This is a genomic window from Paenibacillus sp. FSL H8-0315 (genome assembly GCF_038005365.1).
Taxonomy (GTDB): domain Bacteria; phylum Bacillota; class Bacilli; order Paenibacillales; family Paenibacillaceae; genus Paenibacillus_AQ; species Paenibacillus_AQ odorifer.
The window spans coordinates 2162438-2182597 of the sequence record NZ_JBBOTA010000001.1; the positions used below are offsets into that span (position 1 = coordinate 2162438).

General features: G+C 48.5%; 15 protein-coding genes and 1 riboswitch. Of the genes, 3 read left to right on the forward strand and 12 right to left on the reverse strand.

Annotation, left to right across the window (positions count from 1 at the left end; genetic code table 11):
- Positions 1–85 precede the first annotated feature (85 nt).
- The 6 genes from MHB56_RS09345 to MHB56_RS09370 all read right to left on the reverse strand — a co-directional run bounded on the left by MHB56_RS09345 (position 86) and on the right by MHB56_RS09370 (position 5693).
- Positions 86–1423 (reverse strand): 5'-deoxyadenosine deaminase, encoded by a 1338-nt coding sequence (locus MHB56_RS09345; protein ID WP_076130441.1) that lies wholly within the window; start codon positions 1421–1423, stop codon positions 86–88.
- A gap of 70 nt (positions 1424–1493) precedes the next feature.
- Positions 1494–1592: riboswitch (purine riboswitch) on the reverse strand.
- 2051 nt (positions 1593–3643) lie between these two features.
- A complete protein-coding gene (locus MHB56_RS09350) occupies positions 3644–4174 on the reverse strand; it encodes a GNAT family N-acetyltransferase (RefSeq protein ID WP_076179672.1) in 531 nt (176 codons plus the stop codon).
- Positions 4175–4316: 142 nt separating this feature from the next.
- A complete protein-coding gene (locus MHB56_RS09355; protein WP_341143514.1) occupies positions 4317–4757 on the reverse strand; it encodes a hypothetical protein in 441 nt (146 codons plus the stop codon).
- Complete coding sequence (locus tag MHB56_RS09360) at positions 4738–5040, reverse strand: hypothetical protein (protein WP_051491084.1); 303 nt, start codon at positions 5038–5040, stop codon at positions 4738–4740. Before MHB56_RS09360 ends, MHB56_RS09355 begins: the two co-directional genes overlap by 20 nt.
- Positions 5037–5381: a hypothetical protein gene (locus tag MHB56_RS09365; RefSeq protein WP_036679724.1), complete on the reverse strand. Its 345-nt coding sequence runs from the start codon at positions 5379–5381 to the stop codon at positions 5037–5039. The genes MHB56_RS09360 and MHB56_RS09365 overlap by 4 nt, the downstream gene beginning before the upstream one ends.
- 24 nt (positions 5382–5405) lie before the next feature.
- Entirely contained in the window at positions 5406–5693 is a 288-nt protein-coding gene (locus MHB56_RS09370) for a hypothetical protein (RefSeq protein ID WP_036679726.1), read from the reverse strand.
- Between the two features lie 195 nt (positions 5694–5888).
- On the opposite strand from MHB56_RS09370, the gene MHB56_RS09375 reads away from it, so the two are divergent.
- Positions 5889–6404: a GNAT family N-acetyltransferase gene (locus tag MHB56_RS09375; protein ID WP_076187147.1), complete on the forward strand. Its 516-nt coding sequence runs from the start codon at positions 5889–5891 to the stop codon at positions 6402–6404.
- Between the two features lie 65 nt (positions 6405–6469).
- On the opposite strand, the gene MHB56_RS09380 is transcribed toward MHB56_RS09375, so the two are convergent.
- From MHB56_RS09380 to MHB56_RS09400, 5 genes are all read right to left on the reverse strand, one after another.
- Entirely contained in the window at positions 6470–7201 is a 732-nt protein-coding gene (locus MHB56_RS09380) for a sugar phosphate nucleotidyltransferase (protein ID WP_076130445.1), read from the reverse strand.
- A gap of 47 nt (positions 7202–7248) precedes the next feature.
- The gene (locus MHB56_RS09385; RefSeq protein ID WP_076142551.1) at positions 7249–7986 is read right to left on the reverse strand and encodes a glycosyltransferase family 2 protein; all 738 of its coding nucleotides are present in this window, start codon (positions 7984–7986) and stop codon (positions 7249–7251) included.
- The gene (locus MHB56_RS09390) at positions 7983–8903 is read right to left on the reverse strand and encodes a glycosyltransferase family 2 protein (RefSeq protein ID WP_111505479.1); all 921 of its coding nucleotides are present in this window, start codon (positions 8901–8903) and stop codon (positions 7983–7985) included. Before MHB56_RS09390 ends, MHB56_RS09385 begins: the two co-directional genes overlap by 4 nt.
- Complete coding sequence (locus MHB56_RS09395) at positions 8900–9742, reverse strand: glycosyltransferase family 2 protein (protein WP_341143515.1); 843 nt, start codon at positions 9740–9742, stop codon at positions 8900–8902. Before MHB56_RS09395 ends, MHB56_RS09390 begins: the two co-directional genes overlap by 4 nt.
- A gap of 715 nt (positions 9743–10457) precedes the next feature.
- A complete protein-coding gene (locus MHB56_RS09400; protein WP_341143516.1) occupies positions 10458–15146 on the reverse strand; it encodes a WIAG-tail domain in 4689 nt (1562 codons plus the stop codon).
- A gap of 217 nt (positions 15147–15363) precedes the next feature.
- Here MHB56_RS09400 and MHB56_RS09405 point away from each other — a divergent pair, with 217 nt between their 5' ends.
- Together MHB56_RS09405 and asd are read left to right on the forward strand one after the other, a co-directional pair.
- Positions 15364–16458 carry a YheC/YheD family endospore coat-associated protein gene (locus tag MHB56_RS09405; protein ID WP_339244823.1) on the forward strand — a complete coding sequence of 365 codons (1095 nt, stop codon included), beginning with the start codon at positions 15364–15366 and terminating at the stop codon, positions 16456–16458.
- A gap of 86 nt (positions 16459–16544) precedes the next feature.
- Positions 16545–17336 (forward strand): archaetidylserine decarboxylase, encoded by a 792-nt coding sequence (asd, locus tag MHB56_RS09410; protein WP_076130450.1) that lies wholly within the window; start codon positions 16545–16547, stop codon positions 17334–17336.
- Between the two features lie 1800 nt (positions 17337–19136).
- Here asd and gpmA read toward each other — a convergent pair.
- Positions 19137–19880: a 2,3-diphosphoglycerate-dependent phosphoglycerate mutase gene (gene gpmA / locus MHB56_RS09415; protein WP_076127912.1), complete on the reverse strand. Its 744-nt coding sequence runs from the start codon at positions 19878–19880 to the stop codon at positions 19137–19139.
- Positions 19881–20160 lie beyond the last annotated feature (280 nt).

Here is a 20160-nt window from a genome sequence, read left to right on the forward strand (position 1 = left end):
TCATATTTTCTCATAAAAAAACAGGGGGTCCAGTGATGATCCCCTGCGAATGATAAGATATCCGAATCCGAATCGACCTTTCCCCTCAAACGATCGAGGTATGCGTGAGTAATCTTTTAATAGAACGGTTAGCTTCATTTAGTACAATTTCTTTATCCACAGTCTTTAGCAAACCTCTTTCCATCACGATCTCCCCGTCGATTATCGTTGTCTCCACATCTGCCCGCGTAGCGGAATATACAATTCTAGAGATGGGATCTACGTCGTAAGAGGGGAAGGTATGAAAATTGTAGAGATTCAGGAGCACTAGATCTGCTTTTTTGCCTACCTCGATACTCCCGATCTTATCCTCCATCCCTACGGCCTTCGCCCCACCAATAGTAGCCATACGGAATACACTGCGGGCATCCATGGTTGTGGGTCCGTGATGAGGCTTTTGAATAATCGCCGCCAATCGCATCTCATTAAACATATCCAGATTGTTATTGCATGGAGCGCCATCCGCTCCCAGACTAAGAGAAACATGCTCATGAAGCATCCCTGGTGTGTCCGCAATTCCGGAGGCCAATTTCAGATTGGAACCCGGGCAATGACTTACATGCACCCCTCGATCCCGCAAAATCCGCCGCTCCTCAGCATCCAGCCACACGCAATGCGCCAGTATAAGCCGTTCATTGGCTAATCCTAGATGATCCAGATAGACGATGTTACGCATGCCAGTCATGGCCTGCACAATCTCAATTTCCCCTAAATTCTCAGACGCATGAGTATGCACCTTCACATCGTATCTTGCGGACAGATCTCGCACCTCGGTTAATAAAGGCTCTGTACAGGAAATCACAAAACGTGGAGAAAATGCATACTGAATCCGACCGTTTCCATAACCATTCCATTTTTCCAGTAGATCGACACTTTCCTGCAAAGAAGATGCGGTATCCTCCTGCAGCGCCTCAGGCACATCTCCCCCTTTTTGATCCATCATCACCTTGCCGGACAAGGCCCGGATTCCACTTTTAGCTATAGCCTGAAACGCAAAATCCGTATGATGGACAGTCTCCATATCCACAATCGTCGTCGTGCCGCTAGTGATCAGTTCGCCGATGCCAAGCATAGCCGAATAATAAAGGGATTCTTCATCATGCGCGGCCTCTAATGGCCAGATTCGTTTGCGCAGCCAATCCATCAGCTCCAGATCGTCCCCTTTACCACGGAATAACGTCTGGCATAAATGAATATGAGTCTGGATAAAACCCGGGATTAATGTACGGTTCGTAGCATCAATGATCTGCTCGTCGCCCTGCGGGATCAGGCCAGTGCCGATTTCAACAATGAGATCATCCTTAATCCGGACATCCCCGTGTATTATTTCCTCTTGCTTGTTCATCGTAATGATTTCGGCATTTTTGATCAAAATATTTCCCATAGCCCTTCTCCCCCTCATTGAGTTAATTCCAGTACAACCTCACGCATGTAGCACAAAAAGGCCACAAAAATATGCCTGAGCATATTTTCGTAGCCAGAAATTTACGGTTCCCGGTAGAGACCCTTAAACCAATTATTAAGGATATACGAAAAAAGGCTATTCATTTGTAATTTGAATAGTCCAATAATAATCTAAAGACAGGTTATATGTCAATATATATGACATTTAAAAATCGATTTCGTTTTATTAATACTGTTTTATAAAAGTGATTTAGTATTTTATGTTATGTTAAATAACATAATTCGATTTATGATCACGATTATTCTGTTTGAAGAAAATTTCGATCACGATACCCTGTACTTTGCGTCAGATTTACTGTCAGGAAAACATAAAAAAAAAGCTATCCGAGAGCTATTTCATGGCTTAAGAGACAGCCGTTTCGTTCGATTAGTCGGCCATTTCGCACGATTAGGTCGACCATTTCGGACAGTATCTCTGCTTACTCTAACGCGTTGTGCTAAACCACTGCCTGCATATAGCGCAATATGATAAACTGGTCAGAGCCCGCTAGTGCACGCCTAGCTCTATTCATCTAACTGACCTATGCCGGCCCTACTGCTACTCAACTGCTACTTCTGCACTGCTTCGGCTTCTACACTACTCCTACTTCTGCGCTTCTACTTCTGCTACTACTACAACTACAGCTCCTACACTACTCCTACTTCTGCACCACCACTTTCCCCTTGCGCCTATTACACTGCTACGTCTACTGCTTCTGCTACTACTGTCCCTACACTACTTCTACTACTTCTACTTCTGCACGCACTTCTACGTTCCCCTTGCGCCTATTACACTGCTACGTCTACTGCTTCTGCTTCTACTACTGCCCCTACACTACTCTTATTTCTGCACTTCTACGTTTCCCTTGTGCCTATTACACTGCTACGTCTACTGCTTCTGCTTCTACTACTGCCCCTACGCTACTCTTATTTCTGCACTTCTACTTTCTCCTTGCGCCTATTACACTGCTACGTCTACTGCTTCTGCTACAACAACTACAACTCCAGCTCTACACTACTCTTATTTCTGCACTTCTACTTTCTCCTTGCGCCTATTACACTGCTACGTCTACTGCTTCTGCTTCTACAACTACAACTACAACTACAACTACAACTACAACTACAGCTCCTACACTACTCCTACTTCTGTACCACCACTTTCCCCTTGCGCCTATTACACTGCTACGTCTACTTCTGCTACTACTACACTACTCCTACTTCTGCACTTCTACTTTCTCCTTGCGCCTATTACACTGCTACGTCTACTGCTTCTGCTTCTACTATTGCCCCTACACTACTCTTATTTCTGCACTTCTACGTTTCCCTTGTGCCTATTACACTGCTACGTCTACTGCTTCTGCTACAACAACTACAACTCCAGCTCCTACACTACTCCTACTTCTGTACTTCTACTTTCTCCTTGCGCCTATTACACTACTCCTTCTTCTTCACCGCTACTTTCCCCATGCGCCTACTCCACTGCTACATCTACTTCTGCTTCTACTGCTCTCGCTACGTCTACACCACAGGTGAATCATAATCCTCCATACTTTCGGACCCAGATGACGCTATTTGCACATTTATCGCCTTTTGAGCAGGGTTTCGGACTCCTGTGACGCTATTCCCTCGTAACAGGCCCATATGCAGTGTGTTTTATAGCAATAGCTGCGCTGGAGTCCGATAGCATCCCAAATGTGGGAAAATTCCACGTTTAAGGTCATCTGGGTCCGTTACTATCGAGTCACACTCAGCCACTGATGCTTTCGGACCCAGATGACACTATTTGCACATTTATCACCTTTTGAGCAGGGTTTCGGACTCCTGTGACGCTATTCCCTCGAAACAGGTCCATATGCAGTGTGTTTTATAGTAATAGCTGCGCTGGAGTCCGATATCATCCCAAATGTGGGAAAATTCCACGTTTAAGGTCATCTGGGTCCGATAGTGTCGAGTCATACACTGCCACTGATGCTTTCGGACCCAGCTGACGCTATTTGCACACTTATCACCTTTTGAGCAGGTTTTTCGTAAGCGCAAATGCGCAAATGCTACCTAATCAAACAAAGTTTTTGTTTAGAGAAAGGTGTTATTTTCACGAAAAAAGAGGATATCCCAGCAGCCATTTGATGGCTCTGAGATATCCTCTGGTTCTCTTGCTATGTTAAGCTTCCGAGTTTCCATGCTTTTCTAGAACCTTCTCGAACACCGGAAAATTAGCGGTGCGCCCCGGAAAAGTTACTTCACCCCTGCGATCATAACCTAACTTGGGATATAGGGCGAGTGCCCCAGTGTTCTTAGCATATGTATCCAGACGGATACTGGAATAACCATTCTGGCGAGCATATTCTTCTGCATAAGTGCTAAGACGGCGTGCAATTCCCTTCCCTTGCACTTCGGGATGCACAGCCAATCTATGCATAATTAAATGAGGCCCTTGCGTTTCAGTCCAGTCAATCTTCCCATACTGCTCAGATTGATGCTCGTCCAACACTAGAATGCCGGCCACCGCATTGTTCTCCTCACATACCCATAGATTGCCACGTTCAATATCAAGGGAGATGATCTCCCGGTTCGGATAATGCTCGTCCCACTGATCGCTGCCACCTGCTTGCATCACCTGTACGCATTTGGCAATCAGCTCCATAATTTCATCAATCTCATCTTTGCGTGCTCTGCGAATCTCAGTACCCATGAATCATCCCTGCCTTCATCTTAACCTCATATTATTTTCACTTTCATTATGAAGTTTATCACATCGGCAGCGCAGCAAACCAGTCCGCACGAAAACCCCAAGACCCGCTCACGGACGGAGCGGATCTTGTCATCTGTGTCTCCTAGCTGAATTCCAGCTTATGTCCGTCCTCGAAGCCCTTGGCGAAACCGGCGTCGAACCCCACGTTGTATGCTTCGGTGTAGCCCTGTTGAAAGGCGTCTGCCGGAGGCGTTTCCGGCGAAACGCCCAGCTCCGGGGGGAGCGGAATTACCTGTGGAGCAGGCGGAGCCTCGCTCACGGGTACCACAATCACCGGTGGCTGCGCAACCCTTACTTTACGAACAAGCTTGCGACGAAGTCTTCTTTTCTTGCGTAGCAATAGGCCTTTCTTTGACTTCCCATAACGAGCAGTTTTCCGGGCAAGAACTCTGCGGGATTTACGGGCTAGCCCTTTACGAACTTTTGCTTTCCGCGAGAGCAGCAATGTGCGTCTACGGGTTCTGCCCGAACGTAGCGTTCTGCGGCTTTTTTTCTTCATGCTTCTATTCCTCCTGTGCTCCATGTTCTCTGGAGGTTCCTACGGCGTATGCCTTGCTCAGCCATGGCGCAGCAGGAATTCCCCGTTTAGGACGATGTAGTGAAATCCCGGACATCATCCGGCACATCGCACTCTGATACCCACTTAAAATCCTGATATTGTCGCTCAATTTGCGGGCCGTCAACTCAGATTGCTCCGTCAATTCGGCGATGCTCTCCAAGATGGCCGCCAAAGCAGCCTGACTGCGCGAAATGGAGCGAATCATCTCCAGCTTGACGGCATGTTCAGAGAGACGGTCCCCGCTCATTTGCTGTCTTCTCCAAAACTAAAGCCATCACCTGACATGTCTCCAAAACCTTCCCCGCCACCATCGTCTTCACCACTGCCCAGCACTGCTTTTAAATTGCTGTAGAGTCCGTTCTCCAGTTTGGTCAGCCCTTCGACCATCTCCACGATGACCTCGTGTATAGAGAGGGACTCCTTCAGTTGCTCACTGTGGGAATCAAAGGCTCTAGCGTGGATATGATGCTGTGCCCACTGCTTTACCTTTTCAGCTTCAACCGCCTTAGCTTCCAGAATCAACGCAACGTTCCACTGGATGGCGGCGGTGGACTCCAGCATTTGCAGATAAGCCTTTTCTCTGCTCATCTTCCGCCTCCTGCTCCTATAGCGTTACTCTTCTTCTTGACCGTTCAATTCCTTAATCACTCTGCCTACCCCATCAGCCATCGCTTCTTCCAGATCTGCAAGTGCATTCAAGTAAGCAATAATATTCTTGTTTACCTGAGTTGAGCTTTCGATCATCCCGCTGATCCCATCAAAATCAGGCTCCGCATCTGGCAGATCGTGGACAATTTGCGACATACGGACAGCCACATGGCGCTCAGCGTCTAATATCCGCGCCATCTGTTCGTGCGTATGGGCCATGTGCTGCAGGACTTTAGTTATTTTACTCTGCACCTTCATGTCTCCTTTGCTCAAACGCCCTGCTACAGCATATGCGGCAGGAGCCGGGACGGTGCCGGGATCCTCGACAAGTTAAGGCTCTATTCGTGACTGGAATGACATAAAAATTACGTTATTGCTAAGTACATTTAAAAGGATTAAAATGTGAAATGCGCAATCCTGAGTTTACCAAAGGTTGGTGGGGAATATATGAAGCTTGAAAGCAAGCGTATCGATCTAATACCTTTAACTGCCCCAGAGCTCTCGCTAGCAATAGATAACTATTCGGAGCTACAGCAACAATTAGGCTTAGCTGCCATCAGTGCGGCGCTTGATGATGAAATGCAATATGCTATGCAGATCAGGCTAAAAAAGGTGCAGCAGGACCCCGACCATTACCTATGGTTAACGAACTGGGCCATCATCCATCGGGAAGATCAATGTATTATAGGATTCATTATCCTTAAAGGTTACCCGAATGAGAAAGGCGAGGTTATTCTAGGGTATGGGATTGATGAGAAATATAGAAGAAAAGGGTATGCAACAGAGGCACTACACACAATTAATGCATGGATCTTCTCCCATCCCCAAGCTGTCTATGTAATCGCTGACACTGAAAAAGATAATACAGCCTCCCACAAAGTATTGGAGCGTCTAGGCTCTGAGAGATACAAAGAAACTGAGGATTTAATCTGGTGGAGGATTTCTAACCCTCGAGCTCTCTGAGTAACGTGTGATTTCAAAGCCCTTGCGGCTATCTATAGCAGGATTACAACAAAAAAAGCACTGCCTTATGGCAGTGCATCTTTTAACTTTTCCCCCGCCTCGTGCAAAGACTGGAACGTCCCCGCATCACTCCACCAATCCTTAAGCACATCATAACTAAGTCTGCGATCAGCGGCGTATATATTATTTACATCGGTAATCTCCAGCTCCCCCCTCTTGGAAGGCGATACCCGCCGGATGATATCAAATACAGCTTCATCGTACATATAAATACCAGTTACACAATAATTGGTCTTCGGATGCTCAGGCTTTTCTTCGATATAAGCAATCCATGCCGCATCTTGACTATCAAACACAGGTACACCGTATCTGCGCGCGTCCTCCACCGGCTTCAGCAACACCTTTGCAGTGCCCGCTGGCTGACGAAGATAACTCTCCACATAAGGCTTCAGATCATCCATAAAAAGATTATCCCCGAGCAATACAACAAATCGTTCCCCTGGGAAAATGAACCCTTCTGCTAAATCAAGCGCCTCGGCAATGCCTCCGGCAGCTTCCTGAATTTTATAGGTCAGAGATACACCAAATGCAGCACCGCTGCCTAAAAAATCCGTGTACAGGCCAGCAGACTGCTTGCTTATGACCAGAAGAATGTCGGTAATTCCTCCCCGGCGAAGCCGGTCTATGCCGTAACAGACCATAGGATATTTGCCGACCGGAAGCAAATGTTTGTTCATAAGCCGGGTCAGCGGTTGAAGTCTAGATCCTGTTCCGCCCGCCAGTATGACTCCTTTCACTTACTTTCCTCCTCTTTATCTACGTCCTTTGCCTTCGGATCTGCACTTCATATAAAATTAATAGGATCTACATTCCATTTATCTATAAAGATCTTGCGATTTCGTTCCACCAGTTCTTGCAGTCCGGTATTGTAAACTTGCTTGAAACTTGCACTTCCTTCATGGTGCACCAAGCAATCTCCGGCGATAAGCAGCCGATATCCCTTTATCCTGGCGCGATAACAATAATCATCATCTTCGTAATGTCCAGGTGAGAATCTCTCATCCAGTAGACCTACGGAAGTTAGCAGCTCTCTTTTGAATAAAAAACATAATCCTACCAGCCGTCTCGTCTCCAGCCATTTCTGGGGATTTGGAAGGTTCGCCCTCTCAGCAGCCTGATGAAAACCTATCAGACCTTCATAATCGGTCTTCACCTGTTGACGTCCACTGGCATAGTTTGTGACTGGTCCAACAATACCTACATCAGGAGCACTATATAGAGCCCTCTTCAGATTAGTTAACCATCCTTGAGACACCACTACATCGTTATTCAGCAGCAGGACTTCATCACCTGACGCTAGCTGTAGCCCCAAATTGCATGCAGTTGGAAAGCCGCGATTGTCTGGCAATGAAATAAACGTTATATGATTCGCACGGCAATAGGTGTCTGTTCCGTCCGTTGAAGCATTGTCCACTACGATAATCTCATAAGGCGGCGGAGTGTAGGCACGAATAGATTCCACACAGGCCCGCAGCAAGGGCAGCGCATTGTAGGTTGGAATAATAATACTCGTCAGCGTCATATCCGATTCCTCCAAGCGGCTACCTGTCTGCGGTACTCACGCTGTGTTTCACTACTTAGCAGACCACCAGCTTTTCGCCGGGAAAGAACCTCATGTAGAGCCTCAGCATGATCTCCTATGATCAGTTTTTCCACAGCATTTCCAACCCCTGTATTTGCCTTGCGCAGCCGATTATGTTTAATAACATTTACCGTTCCTACCTTCTCCACCCGTAACTTTTCTAATACAGAGCGAGCTTGGGCTTTAGGTGGAACCATTAATTCACGGTAGCCTATGGTCTCAAGCGCATGCCGCGAAAGCGCATGAGGAACAGCTGTCATAGAGCTAACCCCGAGATCGTACCTATCCAGAGCATAATTCAGAAACAGTTTGCTGCGGGTGACATCATCACATAATCCAAAGGAAGGCATCAGTGAGTCTAAATCATTAAGAGCTACATCAATTCCGCGATCTACAGCCGCCGTGAATGAAACGAGCTGAGAGGCCGGAATGACCATATCTCCATCCAGAAAAAGCAATATATCCCCGCGACTCAGCTTTGCACCGATAGCCCGGCCCACATCATGTCCGACAGACTCTGGGCAGTGTACTACAATGGCTTGACGATGTTGTCTAGAAATAGGAAAAGAGTTATCACTGCAGCCATTAAGTACGACGATAATTTCTGCAGGTTCAAGCCGTGCAACCTGATGCAGCAGACGGGACAAGGTCTGCTCCTCATTACGCGCGGAGATAATGACTGACAAAGTCCCACGTAACTTCGGTAATTTCAGAGTCTCCTTGCCTGCCTTCGATTGCCGAGACAGAAGCGGGCGAGCAGCAGCGTTGGCTTTTACAGAGCGATTGGCTGACCTGTGACGGATTGGGCGTTTCTTTGCCGTTCGAGCTGCTGTGCCTCGTAAAGTTGCAACCATCATCTCACCATCTCTCTGCGCCGGGCTCCGTCGCCAAAGCCCGCTCTGTTCCCCCGATGTTCCAGCAAGAGGGATACAGCCTCCATATGATCCGCTGTAATCAACTGCTGCAATGGATCTATGCCGTCTTCCTTGCGTCTCACCGCATTTAACTTCCCTACAGGTACTTTGTGAGCGGCTACCACTTGCAGTCCACTAAGAATTGCCTGGGCATGCGCCAGTGGAGGACGTGATAATGAATCGCTCCCTAAAATATCAAGTGCTCTGCGGCTGATTGCGTGCGGAACTGCCGTCATCGAACATCCCTTCAGATCTGGACGGCCAAGCAGAATATTCAGTGCATGTTTAGACAGCACCACCGGATGGGGGGACAGCTTCCGGACCGGACCGGAATAATCATTAAGCGCTATGTCCACTCCACCACTAACAGCAGTGACGTAAGGACGCAGCCCCGAAGCAGGTATCACCAAATCTCCATCTGTAAACAATAGGATTTCTCCCTTGGCTGCCTCAGCTCCCACACTACGGCCAGCGTCGTGTCCAAGCGGCAACTCATAGGAAATAACACGCGCACCTAGCGATTGTGCAATCACTGCCGTTTGATCAGTGGATCCATTCACGACCACAATTACCTCGCAGCGCGGGTGGACCCCTCTGGCTCCAGATATCACTCCCGCAATGGTCTGAGCTTCATTCATGGCTGGAATAATAACCGAAACATAGGGATTAGGATGGTTAACTATAGGGACTACAGCGACTTGCCGCACTGGGCGTGAAGTCCGCCGCTTCATCCGAGAGACCCGCCGCCCTGTGCGGCGGGCAGAAGTTCGTTTGGGCTTCATGCTCATCCACCTTCCTTACAGAGCCAATTCTTCAGGCTGAGGGTTACATCACAGTTTATGTACTACAACGCACAGGGTAACGGCAATTGTCTCCTGTCGTTCTGAAAACAGGACAAATGTACTCCCCACCAAACTTCGGCTTAGATACATTGCGCATAGCCAGCTGCCGCGGACACAACCTGCGGCGGTAACGAACGCAGTAACGCAGCAGGGGGATTAGGTTAGGACGCTATCGGACACAGCCGAATCCGCATCAGGTAATTGTACTTTAGCGCTATCGGACACAACCGAATCCACAACGGATGATTATACTTTTGCACTATCGGACACAACCGAATCCACAGCGGATGATTATACTTCAGCGCTATCGGACACAGTTGCTCCTATTCGCCGCATTATCACACTTTTAGGTTATTAACGGACTCCATAGCAGCTATTGGCATGAAAAGAACCCAATAAGGCTCTTTTTCTATACAATAGCGTCACTAGAGTCCGAAACCAGCCTCAAAAAACGATAAATCTGCAAATAACGCCATCTGGGTCCGTAGTGGCAGCGGATGTTAGACTACCAGGCTATCGGACAGATCCGCAGCCACAGCGAATAATTAGAACCCGGCGATGCTGACAAGTACCGTTCCCCACCAAAAAAACAGAGCAGCGATCTCCAATAAGGAGATTCGCTGCTCTGCTGTTTTTAAGAGGAATTGCTTAAGGTTCAATCAAATACGCGATCATCCGCTGCCGGTTTAGCTAAAGGAGCGCCTATAGCAATCCAAGAGATGACCCCATAGAAATGCGGAGTTTCGCGCAACCGCACCACTTGAATCACTGCTTCTCCATTGGCTCTGCTCTTTAAGGAAGCATAGAAGTAAGGCTGATTGGTCATGGCAACAAGCACATAACCCGTATGCCCAAAGCTCTCATCAAACGATACGGTCACCTCTACACTCTCAGCATCCCCATTGAACATAAATGCTGTCATTCCAAACTGCTGTAGTGCTTCTCGCTTCCCAGCTGTCTGAATCGGACTGAAGGAAAGATGATCTGTATTTACAGAGTTCGGTGCCAGATGAGTCCCGTTTACTGCACCTGGGGAAATATGATATTCCTGAACACTCTCTTCTTCCAGATGGCGGGCTTGAATCGCAAACGAAGAGATTTTGGATGCTACTACCGCTTCATCCTGAAGCTCTGTTGTCCCTACTGCACCTTCTGTCAGATGAGCAGACTCGATACTGCCTTCCTTCAGCTTAGCTCCGTTGATACTGCCATCCGGGAGCAGGGCTGAGCTGCGTGTTTCATCCGCAAGATGTTCTAATTTGATGATGCCAGGCTGCAAATGCCGATCTGCCACGATCTTATCAGCAAGATGCTCTCCGTAAACACTCCATGGTTGTAAATGTGAAGAACTCACGGAGCCTTCAGCGAGTTTTTCTTCCGTAATGCTGCCATCCGGCAACAAATCCGCACTGCGTACCTCTTCTGCCAAATGCTTCAGCGTGATGCTGTCCGATCGAATATGGCGGCCATCCACCGCATCCCCGGCCAAATGACCTCCAGAGACGCTGCCTTGGGCTAAATGGAAAGACTGAATCGTCGCGACTTCAATCTTCTCGCCTGTAATACTGCCTTCCGGTAATAAATCAGCGCTGCGCACTTCTTCTGCCAAATGATTCAGAGTAATGCTTCCAGCACGGATATGGCGGCTATCTACCGCATTCCCCCCTAAGTGTCCCCCATAGACACTGCCAGGAGCCAAGTGGTAGGCAGTAATAGATCCACCCTCCAACTTTTTACCGGTAATGCTGCCATCCGGCAGTAACTCGGTGCTGCGTACCTCATCCGCTAGATGTGCTAGCTTGATCTCACCTTTTCCAATATGGAGACCTTCTACTGCAGACGGACTCAGATGAGTTCTATCCACACTTCCAGGCACTAGATGAATTGCTTCTACGGAGGCTTCCGCCAGCTTCTCCCCAGTAATGCTTCCGTCTGGCAGCAGTTCGGAGCTGCGTACCTCATCCGCCAGATGCGCTAGCTTGATCTCACCTTTTCCAATATGGCGTCCTTCTATTGCAGACGGACTCAGATGAGTTCCCTCCACGCTTTCAGGTACAAGGTGATTTGAATTTATGGATGCTTCCGCCAGTTTCTCCCCAGTAATGCTACCGTCTGGCAGCAAATTGGAGCTGCGTGTTTCTTCGGCCAAATGAGCCAGCGTGATCTCACCATATCGGATATGACGTCCTTCTATTGTGTCCGGACTCAAATGACTGCCATCTACGCTTCCAGGCACCAGATGATTAGAATTTACGGATTCTTCCGCCAACTTCTCCCGAGTGATGCTACCGTCTGGCAGCAAGTCAGCGCTACGTGTTTCTTCGGCCAGATGAGCTAACGTAATCTCACCTTTTCCAATATGGCGCCCTTCGACAGAACCTGAACTTAGATGAACGCCTTCCACACTTCCAGGTACTAGATGATTTGAATTTACGGAAGCATGTGCCAGCTTTACTCCAGAAATACTACCGTCTGGCAGCAATTTGGAGCTGCGTGTTTCTTTTGCCAAATGAGCCAGCGTAATCTCACCGTATCGGATATGACGTCCTTCAACTGTGTCTGGGCCTAAATGGCTGCCATCCACACTGCCAGGCACTAGATGTATAGAACTTACGGATTCTTCCGCCAACTTCTCTCTAGTAATACTACCATCTGGCAGCAGATCAGCGCTTCGGGTTTCATCGGCGAGATGAGCCAGGGTAATCTCACCATTTCCAATATGACGTCCTTCGACGGAACCTGAACTCAGATGTCCACCCTCCACACTTCCTAACACTAGATGAATAGAATCCACGGATGCTCCCGCCAGCTTCTTCCCGGTAATACTACCTTCAGGCAGCAAGTCGGAGGTATATGCATCTGCAGCCAGATGAGCCAGCGTGACCTCACCCGGTAGGATATGTCGACCTTCGACAGAACCCGAATTCAAATGGCTTCCGTTCACACTTCCAGGCAGGAGATGATTGGAATCTACCGATCCTTCTGCCAGCTTCTCCCCAGTTATGCAACCGTCTGGCAGCAACTCAGAGCTACGTACCTCTTCCGCCAGATGAGCCAGCGTGATCTCCCCCGGTAGGATATGACGGCCTTCAATCGTATCGATACACAGATGACTGCCGTCTACACTGCCAGGTGAAAGATGCTGAGAATCCACGGCACCTTTTACCAGCTTAGAGCTATTAATACTGCCCTCTTGGATTTGAACCGCAGAAATAGAATTCGGAAGGATATGACCATTCCCGATAGACAACGGCCGGATATGCGCCCCACTGACACTGCCAGGATTCAAATGTCTACTTTGAACAGCACTTTCGCTTATGGTTTTCGAACTTACAGCATTTACCGACAAATGCTCAGCTTGAACTGCTGACGCCGCCAGTTTACTGGATTCTATGCTGCCGTCTGCAAGCTTAGCCGAAGTGACTGCTAAATCACTGATTTTATCCGTTGAGACACTTTCCGGTGAAAGCTTCAACGAGGTTACTGCATGATCGGCCAGATGATGAGGCTGCACGGCTCCTGCTGCCAGGTGAATTTCTCTCACCGCAGCGGAAGCCAGCTTATCTCCTGAAACTGAGCCCGATTGAATCGCAGCGGAAGTCACACTATTTTCACCAAGATGTCTTCGTTCCACGGCTCCCGTGGCCAAATGATCCTTATTTACCACAGCATCCTGCAATACACGGCCGCTCACACTGGCATCCGCCAGATGCTTTTCCTCCACTGTACAAAAAGCGATATGTTCGCCACTGACTACTTCACGCGCAATCGTGCTGCCAATCACTGCACCTGCTGCCAGCTTAGCTGCATTTACACTTCCATCTGCCAACTTGGCTGAAGTAACGCTCTGTGCACGAAGATGCTCCCCACCCACAGATTCTGAAGCCAGCTGTTCTCCAGTCACAGCACCGGAAGATAAATGTTGAGTCTGAATAGCTTCTTCCTTGAGCTGCTCCGAGCCGACCGCTTCCGCAGCTATATGCGAATGATTCACTGCTTCACGTTCCAGATGAATAGAAGTTATGGCTTGCATAGCAATTTGCGGTCCGCGGATGGCGGATTTAGCAATATGTCTTGTAGTCACTGCTTCGTCTGCCAGCTTATGTGGGAGAATGCTTTGGTCAGCAATTTTGGACGAGGTTACCGCTTGCTCCACTAACTGCGCAGTCCCTACTGCACCCTCAGCCAGCTTTAAAAAAGAGATGCTGCGGTCAGCCAAATGCCGACTCGATATTTCGCCATCACCGATATGATTACCATTCACACTTTCTGGGCTTAAATGGATGCTTCTCACGACATCTGCACCAAGTTGCTTGGAGCCTATAGCTCCATCAGCTAAATGCCCGCCTTCGATAATACCCGACTGCAGCTGTTCCTTACCGATCAATTTGCTGGCAAGCTGATCAGAACCAATCGCTCCCGGGGCCAGATGTCTGGCGGTTATCAAAGCGTCGCTAAGATGGCGGCCTTCAATGACAGCATCCGCTAGCTTTGAACTGCTGATTTCACCATCAGCTATTTTATCGCCAGATACCGCTGCATCGGCCAGCTTGGAACGGTCAACACTGCCGTTTGCTAGGTGGCGGCTTGTGATGCTGCTGCTTCCTATTTTGTCACTAGTAACGGCTCCATCTTCCAGTAAATCCGCAGTAATAATCAAATCGCTTAAATGGCGGCTCTCAATAGCTTTATCTGCAATTTGACCGCCGCCTATAATCCGATCAGCCAGCTTCTCTGGACTAATACTGCCATTTTTCAGCTTCTCTCCACTGATCGAATGATCCAGCAGCTTACCGCCACTAACGCTTCCTTCTGCTAAATGCTCGCCCACTATCGATTCTGGTGCGATTTTTGCAGAAGTGACTGCCTTGTCCGCGATATTGATACTCTGTACAGCGTAATCTTGCAGCCAAGGTGTACCAATAATGCCGAACTTTAGCTTAGAACCGTCAATGGTACGTGGAGCGATTTTGGCTCCGGTCACCGCTGCATCCGAAAGATCATCTGTATAAACGGGCTGAAAACGTTCTTTCTCTGGAGGAGCGAACCATACGGTTTCAGGAAGATTATCCGCCTGTTTCTGAAGCTGCGCTTCCTCTATAAGCTCCGGCTCCAATTGTAGAACTGGAGCAGAAGTTGGCTCCTCTAGAACGACTTCAGCTATTGCTCCCCCACTTACCTGAACTTCCGCGATCTCTGCTTCACTGACTCCGTCACTGTTATTCCCCGAGCTTCTAGAGCTGCTTTTGGTATCCAGCATACTCAGTTCCTCTTTATTGGGATTATCTACAAAATAGAGTCGTTTCTGTGGACTGCGCGGCTGCTTTTTTTTGGAACCCCTCACAAGCAGTCTCCTCCTTCCATCTAATGTTTCTCCTAGGCATCATATGCAGCGGTATGGGCTTATGACACCCTTTTGCGATGAGGCCTTCATAAGATTATGTATAAAAAAAGGCATCTGCCTTCGCGCATTCGTCCACCCTGACACGCGGGTACAAACATACTATGACAAGAGTAGAAAAAGCAGGGATCATGTAACCGATGAAACAGGAGGAACAAACATGGGGCATAAGCTCGTTGGAATATTACTAAATGCCGATATGCACCGGGGCGTTCCCCGGCTAAAAACAGGACAGGAGTCTCTATCCAACTATGAAGAGGCCGCGGCGGCATACGGTTTAGTCCCTTGCTTCCTGAAGCTCGCGGACATCGATACGGACACAGGCTTTAGTGCCGCCTATATAAAGGGAGTTAATGGATATAAAAGCGTAGTTGTTCCTACGCCTGCTGTTATCCATAACCGGGCAATATACAGCAAAAACAGCCCGGGGATGCAGCGTCTGCTGAAGCACTATCCCCTGATTTTCAATACATGTAATCGATACGGCAAAGATGAGATCCATCAGCTGCTTGAAAAAAATACGGAGCTTCGCGAATATTTACCCGTAACAACGAGAGTCTCAGGCCTAAAAGAAATGATGAATCTTTATCCCGATCTCATTCTTAAACCTTGCCGTGGAAGTATAGGGAATGGGGTCATGCGGCTGGTCCGCAAGGGAGCTCAGCGTTGGACCTTGAGCTACCTCTCCCCTTCGATGCAGCGCTGGAGAAGTATTCCCGTTAATCCGGCGGCGTTGCCACAAGCGCTCCGCGCACGCCTAACCTCCGTGCCTTATCTTGTACAAGAACGTATTCCCCTTGCTGAGATTGGAGGACGTCCCTTTGATCTACGCGTCACCGTTCAGCGCGGCTGGGGAGGAGATTGGCAGGTCACTGGGCTCTTCGCCAAACTGGCTGCCCCAGGGGGCTTTGTCTCCAATATAGCCCGCGGAGGAGAAGCGTTAAGCTCCTCCCTGGCGCTCGAAAAAGCCTTTTCAAGATCCACAGCGGCCCACATCCGTATGTCTGTCGAAATACTTAGCCTTGCAATCGCGCGGTGTCTGGAGCAACACCTTCCCGGACTGGCCGATATCGGACTGGATATAGGCATTACTAAGGACGGACGACTCTTCTTCATAGAATGTAACGGTCGCGACCAACGCTACGGATTTCATAAAGCCGGCCTTACGGAAATTTGGAAAGACAGCTATCGCAGACCTATGGGATATGCGCGTTTTTTAATAGAAACGAACAGTACGGTATATAACAGTTATTGATTTGTCTCCTATTCTATGTCAATATAATGCAGAGCAGAGACGACCCGTATACAACCGTACTGCTGCATTATGGAAGGGAGATGGGCATGGTAAAACAATTGCTACGGCTGATGACCGAGCTATCCTCACACCGGTGGCTTTCACGGTTAATGGGATCTTTTTCTCATAGTAGAATCAGCCGTTTTCTTATCCCGGCATTTATTAAGACTTATCAAATCCCCTCCGCTCAAGCGGAGAAAAATCCTGGAGAATATCTCACTCTTAATGAGTTTTTCAGCCGCCGGCTGAAGCCGGGCATGCGGCCTATTGCAACCGACGCTGACGCTTTGGTTAGTCCCGTAGACGCAACGATTACTGCTATGGGTGACATTAACGCCGGTACGATTATGAATGTAAAAGGGCAGGATTATAAGATCGAGGATCTCCTTAATCACTCCCCGCATCTGGAGCTGTACAAGAAGGGTTTTTTCTTCGTTCTTTATTTGAGTCCTACCGATTATCACCGGATTCACTCTCCCCTTACCGGACAAAAGGTGGAGAGCGATTATATTCGCGGACGGGCCTATCCTGTCAACGATTTCGGAATGCGACATATGAAGGGTGTCCTGAACCGCAACGAACGTCTCATTACGTATATTGCCGGGAGTCACGGAGAAACCGCGGTAGTAAAGGTAGGCGCAATGAACGTCAGCAGTATTCGTTATACGGATGATACCGCTGCCGAGTGGCAAATAGGCGATGATCTGGCTTATTTTGAGTTTGGCTCCACCGTAGTGCTGCTCACGGAAAGCGGTACCTTTACCCCGAGACCCAAGCTTGAGGTCAACTCAAAGGTAAAAATGGGCGAACTACTGGGAACGTTGCATCGACCTTTGTAGGGAGATTTAGGCGAATTCCCAGAAAAATTAGAGGGTGCCTCAAAAGCCATGAAATGGCTGCTGGGGTGCCCTCTAATTTTTGGGACTTAGTGTGGAGCACAGTTGCGGAGGCGAACGCTCTAGCTATCGTCTAACCATCGTGTACCAATCGTCCAGCTATCATCTACCTATCGCTAGCCAACGTATACATATCGTCTAACCAACGTACACCTATCGCTAGCTATCGGACCCAGCTGACCTTATACGCGGATTTTTGACACATTTGCGATTCTATCGGACTCCACCGCAGCTATTGGCATGAAAAACACCCTATTTGCGCTAGATCTTAGGCAATAGCGGCGCTGGAGTCCGAAACTCCGCCCAAATGGCGATAAATGAGCAGATAGCGGCGGCTGAGTCCGTAAGCATTTGCAGAGCTTTGGTGGAGGTTGGTCTAGCGTTAGTTGAGGGCTAGTCGAGAGCTGGAGGAAGGTGGTCGAGCGTTAGTTGAGGGCTGGTCGAGCGTTGGTCGAGAATCAACGGAAAGTTGGTGAAAGGTTAGCCTCAGCGCTATCGGACCCAGATGACCTTATACGCGGCTTTTTCACACATTTGCAATTCTATCGGACTCCACCGCAGCTATTGGCATGAAAAACGCCATATTAGAGTCGATTCTTGGGCAATAGCGACGCTGGAGTCCGAAACTCCGCTCAAATGGCGATAAATGGGCAAATAGCGGCGGCTGAGTCCGTAAGCATTTGCAGAGCGTTGGTGGAGGTTGGTCGAAAGTTAGTTGAGGGCTAGTCGAGAGCTGGTGGAAGGTGGTCGAGAGTTGGTCGAGAATCAACGGAAAGTTGGGGAAAGGTTAGCCTCAGCGCTATCGGACCCAGCTGACCTTATACGCGGATTTTTGACACATTTGCGATTCTATCGGACTCCACCGCAGCTATTGGCATGAAAAACACCCTATTTGCGCTAGATCTTAGGCAATAGCGGCGCTGGAGTCCGAAACTCCGCTCAAATAGCGATAAATGGGCAAATAGCGGCGGCTGAGTCCGTAAGCATTTGCAGAGCGTTGGTGGAGGTTGGTCGAAAGTTAGTTGAGGGCTAGTCGAGAGCTGGTGGAAGGTGGTCGAGAGTTGGTCGAGAATCAACGGAAAGTTGGGGAAAGGTTAGCCTCAGCGCTATCGGACTCCACCGCAGCTATTGGCATGAAAAACGCCATATTAGAGTCGATTCTTGGGCAATAGCGACGCTGGAGTCCGAAACTCCGCTCAAATAGCGATAAATGGGCAAATAGCGACGGCTGAGTCCGTAAGCATTTGCAGAGCGTTGGTGGAGGTTGGTCGAGTGTTAGTTGAGGGCTGGTCGAGCGGTAGTGGAGGGCTGGTCGAGCGGTAGTGGAGGGCTGGTCGAGCGGTAGTGGAGGGCTGGTCGAGCGTTGGTCGAGAATCAACGGAAAGTTGGTGAAAGGTTAGCATTCAACGCCATCGGACCCAACTGACCTTAAACGCGCCATTTTCGCACATTTGATTGGTCACAAACACACTAATAACAAAAAGGACAGCCCCAAGGCTGTCCTTTTATCTTTTCATGTAACCCACCTATTACACCTGTTGCGCCTATTTAACCTACTACACCTGTTATGCTTATTCAACCTGCTACGCCCTAATATGCTTATTACACCTAATACGCCTGTTACGCTTATATAACCTATTACACCTGTTGCGCTTATTTAACCTTTACGCCCCGTTTTGCTTATTACTGTACACCCGTCATACTCAATACACCTGCTACGCCTATACGCTTATTACACGCCAATTACACATGTCCCTGCTTAGCAACATCAAGCGCCTTGGCCGCTACCTGTTCCGGATCGCCTAGATAAAAGCGACTGATAGGATTCATGTCCTCATCCAGTTTGTACACGAGTGGTACTCCGGTAGGGATATTGAGCTCCAGTAATGCCGCTTCATCAATATCCTCCATAAATTTAATCAATGCACGCAGCGTATTGCCGTGGGCTGAGATAAGCACCCGTTCTTTTTTACGCAAAAGAGGTACGATCCGGTTTCCCCAGAAATCGCCTACACGATGTACAGTGTCCTCCAGGCTCTCTCCACGCGGGATATCTCCCGGACGAACACTGCTGTAGCGAATATCGTTTCTGGCATACCTAGGATCATCAAGCTCCAGCAACGGGGGTCTTACCGATAAACTCCGCCGCCAGATATGCAGCTGCTCATCTCCATATTTTAGTGCTGTCTCGCTTTTACTTAATCCCTGCAATGCCCCGTAATGGCGTTCATTCAATTTCCAAGACTTTTGCACGGGAATCCACAGCAAATCCATCTCATCCAGTACATAGTTAAGAGTTTTAATCGAGCGTTTGAGTACCGAAGCAAAAGCCAGATCAAATGTATACCCAGCGTCCTTCAACAGCTTACCAGCAGTCTTTGCCTCTTGGATACCCTTCTCAGTTAAATCCGGGTCACTCCAGCCTGTGAACAAATTCTGTACATTGTACTGGCTCTCACCATGACGTATAAGTACGATTTCGTACATTTTCTCTCTCTCCTTCCAACTATGAACCTTATATATTCTACCGACGAACAACATTATGCGAAACGTATCGCAGAAAGCTCTCACCTTAGTAATAACCCAATCGTAGAAATAAATATCTACCGCTACCTCATAGTTAGGCCAATTAAACATCCTCAAAGGTACGTGAATGAGGCGTGCATGGAGCGTGAATGGTGTGTGGATATTGCGGTAAATGAGCGTACGCTTCATTGCAGAATGTGCAACAGAAAATCTTAACTATCACTTGAAGATACATTATATT

Coding starts and splice junctions, on each gene's coding strand:
- MHB56_RS09345 (WP_076130441.1), bottom strand. CDS start 1,423: ATGGGAAATATTTTGATCAAAAATGCCGAAATCATTACGATGAACAAG.
- MHB56_RS09350 (WP_076179672.1), bottom strand. CDS start 4,174: ATGGGTACTGAGATTCGCAGAGCACGCAAAGATGAGATTGATGAAATT.
- MHB56_RS09355 (WP_341143514.1), bottom strand. CDS start 4,757: ATGGAGCACAGGAGGAATAGAAGCATGAAGAAAAAAAGCCGCAGAACG.
- MHB56_RS09360 (WP_051491084.1), bottom strand. CDS start 5,040: ATGAGCGGGGACCGTCTCTCTGAACATGCCGTCAAGCTGGAGATGATT.
- MHB56_RS09365 (WP_036679724.1), bottom strand. CDS start 5,381: ATGAGCAGAGAAAAGGCTTATCTGCAAATGCTGGAGTCCACCGCCGCC.
- MHB56_RS09375 (WP_076187147.1), top strand. CDS start 5,889: ATGAAGCTTGAAAGCAAGCGTATCGATCTAATACCTTTAACTGCCCCA.
- MHB56_RS09385 (WP_076142551.1), bottom strand. CDS start 7,986: ATGACGCTGACGAGTATTATTATTCCAACCTACAATGCGCTGCCCTTG.
- MHB56_RS09390 (WP_111505479.1), bottom strand. CDS start 8,903: ATGATGGTTGCAACTTTACGAGGCACAGCAGCTCGAACGGCAAAGAAA.
- MHB56_RS09395 (WP_341143515.1), bottom strand. CDS start 9,742: ATGAAGCCCAAACGAACTTCTGCCCGCCGCACAGGGCGGCGGGTCTCT.
- MHB56_RS09405 (WP_339244823.1), top strand. CDS start 15,364: ATGGGGCATAAGCTCGTTGGAATATTACTAAATGCCGATATGCACCGG.
- asd (WP_076130450.1), top strand. CDS start 16,545: ATGGTAAAACAATTGCTACGGCTGATGACCGAGCTATCCTCACACCGG.
- gpmA (WP_076127912.1), bottom strand. CDS start 19,880: ATGTACGAAATCGTACTTATACGTCATGGTGAGAGCCAGTACAATGTA.